Source organism: Streptomyces sp. NPDC001204, from assembly GCF_053598035.1.
On sequence record NZ_JBSFJL010000082.1, the window covers coordinates 1 to 3,029 of the forward strand.

The following is a 3,029-nucleotide window of genomic DNA, read 5'->3' on the forward strand; positions in this document are numbered from 1 at the left end:
TGCCGGCCATGACAGTGGCGCAGGCCGCAGCTGCGAGAACGCCGACGGCAGCGGTGCGGGCGGTATGGCGGCGCAGTGGCTTGAAGCTGAACACAAAGAGTTCCTTTTTTGCTCGGTGGATCCGTACGCATTTGCTCGGTGGATCCGTGCGCATTCAGCCTCGTTGTTTCGACGCCTGCCAGACCATCCGGGAAACAGGTCAACCGTTGGTATGGCCCTCTTCCCCTCCGAACTGGGGAAAACCCGAGGCCCGGAGTGTGGCTGCCCGGCATGACGGCGACGGCGGTCACCGCGGCCACGACCGCGACGATCACGAACTCCCGCCGTCGCCACAACACGCGGAAATACCTCGCAAGGGCTGCCGGAGAAGACCCCCGGAGGAAGCCACCGATCTGAGAGCCAAGACGCAGACGTACGTGCTACGCGTTGATGGCGCTATTTGAAATTCCCGACCCGGTGCTGAGGAGTGGGGCAAACCTGCTGAGTTGATTTCCCCACCCTTCGTGCGATCTCGGTGTGGTGGGTGCGACGGCAAGCCTGCGTGGGCAACGGGTCGGGCCTCTTCGGGAGGTTGGGTGCTCACGTGGGAGGAAGACGTGGACGCGCACGCGCTGCGTCGCCAGGGCTGGACGATCTCCGCGATCGCCAGACACCTGGGACGCGACCGTAAGACGATCCGTGCCTACCTGAACGGCGAGCGCGCCCCGCGGCAGCGCCGCCAGGCTCCAGATATGTTCGTTCCCTTCTTGGACTACTGCCGTCAACGCCTGGCGGACGACCCGCACTTGTGGGCATCCACCCTGTTCGACGAGGTGGTCCAACTCGGCTACCGCGGCGCCTATTCGACGTTCACCGGGGCGCTTCGTCGCTACGAGGTCCGGCCGTACTGCGAGCCCTGCCATGCGTCGCAGGGCCGGGACCGCGCGGTGATCGATCACCCGCCGGGCGAGGAGGTCCAGTTCGACTGGGTCGAGCTGCCCGATCCACCCGCGGGCTGGGGCATCGGCGGACACGCGCACCTGCTGGTCGGGGCGCTCGCGCATTCGGGCCGGTGGCGGGCGGTGCTGGCGGAGTCGGAGGACTTCCCGCACCTGGTCTAGGTCCTCGACCAGGTGCTGCGCAAGCTCGGCGGCACCGCCAGACGGTGGCGGTTCGACCGGATGGCGACCGTCTGTTACCCCTCCAGCGGCCAGGTCACCCCGACGTTCGCGGGGGTCGCGAAGCTCTACGGCGTCCAGGTGGCGATCTGCCCGCCGCGGGGGAAAAAGCCGCAGGGGCGTGGTGGAGAAGGCCAACCACGCGGCGGCGCAACGCTGGTGGCGCACGGTCCCCGACGGTCTCAGCGTCAAGCAGGGCCGGTCTGGCGTCGACAAGCTCGCCGTCCGGATGGACGAGCGGCGCCGCAGCGTCGACGGCGTCAAGGTGACCGTTGCCGACCTCGCCACGACCGAGCCGCTGCTTGAGCTGCCCACGCGCCGTTCCGGCCGAGTTGGAGGTCGTGCGGACCGTCAGCCCGCAGGCCCTGGTGTCCTTCGAGGGCAACCTCTACTCGGTCTCGCCCGGGATGTCGGGGATGCGGGTCACCGTCCGGCAGCGGCTCGGCGAGGACTACCTGCACATCGCCACGGCGGGGAAGGCCGCCGTCGCCCGGCACCGGCTCGCGTCGCGCGGGGCCGGGCGGACGGCCCGCGACGCGGGTCATGTGATTGCGCTGGAGCGGGCGGTCCTCGCGCAAGACCAAGACCCGCCGCCCGCTGTCGCCCGAGGCGCTCGCTGAGGCCGAGCGGCTGCGGGGCCAGGCCGCCGGCGGGAGTCCGGCCGAGCGGATCGTGATCAACCTTGACACCTATGCCGCCGTGGCCGACCGGCTGCGGACCGCTCCGACACCCGAGGAGGAACCCGGCGAGTGAACACATCACCGATGCAGATGAGTGAAGCGCGCCGCTACTCGCAGCTGCGGGCCCACCTCGAGGGCTTGCCCAGCCGTCCCGTCAGCGCTGGGCTGGACACCGCGAGCCGAACAGCCCGACCGCGGCGAAGGAGGAGCGGGTGCGCAGCTTCGAGACGGGACCAGACGGTCGTACGATGCGACGTGCACCGCTCTGGCCGCGTGTGGAGTGAGCACGCATTGCGTGTCGTCCGCCGACACGAGCGAGGCCCTGGTGGCTGCCTGTCCGCCGGGAGCCGAGACCCGCTGGCCCGCCCTGTACGTCAAGGCCCGTGCGGACGGCGACCGTGCGGTGCGCACCGAGGCGTTCGACGCGATGGCGAGTGGCGTGTGGGAGCTGGCGGCCGCGGTATGGCAGGAGACCGAGCTGCTGCTGTGGAAGCCGCCGACGGCGTGGTTCAGCGTCAACGCCTTCTACACCATCGGCGGGCTGCGGAACTGGTACGTGAACTTCGAGCACCCCCACCGCTCGGACCGGCGATGGGGTCGACACCTTCGACCTCACCGTAGACCTGGTCGTCGGCCCCGACCTGACCAGCTGGCAGTGGCACGACGGGACCGAGGTCGAGGGGCTTTCTCGCCGCCGTCGGCGCCGCCAACTCGACCGCCGCCCGCGCAGCCGCTGCCGCCAACGTCAAGGCCGGGACACCCGCCCAGGCCGGGCCCGTCAAGCCCGCTGGGCGAGCCACGGGCGGCGCCATGACTGCCGAGTTCGGCGCCCTCGCCGCCGTAGCCGGCGCCGTAGGCACAACCGCCGCCGCGGGCGCCTCGGCCATCAGGTCGGCGGCCGACCTGGGCCGCGAGGGCATCGGCCTTGCCCGCGACGGGGTCCGGGAAGCCAGGGCCGGCGGCGAGCGCCGCCACGAACGGAAGATGCACGCCGCCGGGAGCGGTGGCGACGAGGGCTGACCCCAGACCGAATATGACGAGGCACCCCGAGGAGCCGCTCGAATCGGCTCCCGCAAGGGCCCCGGGGGGGGGGGGGGGGGGGCGGGGGCGCCCCGGCCCCCCCCCCCCCCGGCGCGGGCGCGGGGGGGGGGGGGGGCGGGCGGGGGCCCCGCAGGGGGCGGCGGGGGCGGCG

The 3,029-nt window shown here is 71.8% G+C and carries 3 protein-coding genes; all 3 read left to right on the top strand.

The window, feature by feature from the left end:
• Positions 1-575 precede the first annotated feature (575 nt).
• The 3 genes from ACWC91_RS41385 (at position 576) to ACWC91_RS41395 (ending at position 2,857) form a co-directional block, all read left to right on the top strand.
• On the top strand, positions 576-1,100 hold the full coding sequence (locus ACWC91_RS41385) for a terminase gpP N-terminus-related DNA-binding protein (RefSeq protein WP_281157581.1): 525 nt from the start codon (positions 576-578) through the stop codon (positions 1,098-1,100).
• A gap of 359 nt (positions 1,101-1,459) precedes the next feature.
• Positions 1,460-1,777 (top strand): Mu transposase domain-containing protein, encoded by a 318-nt coding sequence (locus ACWC91_RS41390; protein ID WP_281157580.1) that lies wholly within the window; start codon positions 1,460-1,462, stop codon positions 1,775-1,777.
• 870 nt (positions 1,778-2,647) lie between these two features.
• Positions 2,648-2,857 (top strand): hypothetical protein, encoded by a 210-nt coding sequence (locus ACWC91_RS41395; RefSeq protein WP_281157579.1) that lies wholly within the window; start codon positions 2,648-2,650, stop codon positions 2,855-2,857.
• Positions 2,858-3,029 lie beyond the last annotated feature (172 nt).

Coding starts and splice junctions, on each gene's coding strand:
- ACWC91_RS41395 (WP_281157579.1), top strand. CDS start 2,648: ATGACTGCCGAGTTCGGCGCCCTCGCCGCCGTAGCCGGCGCCGTAGGC.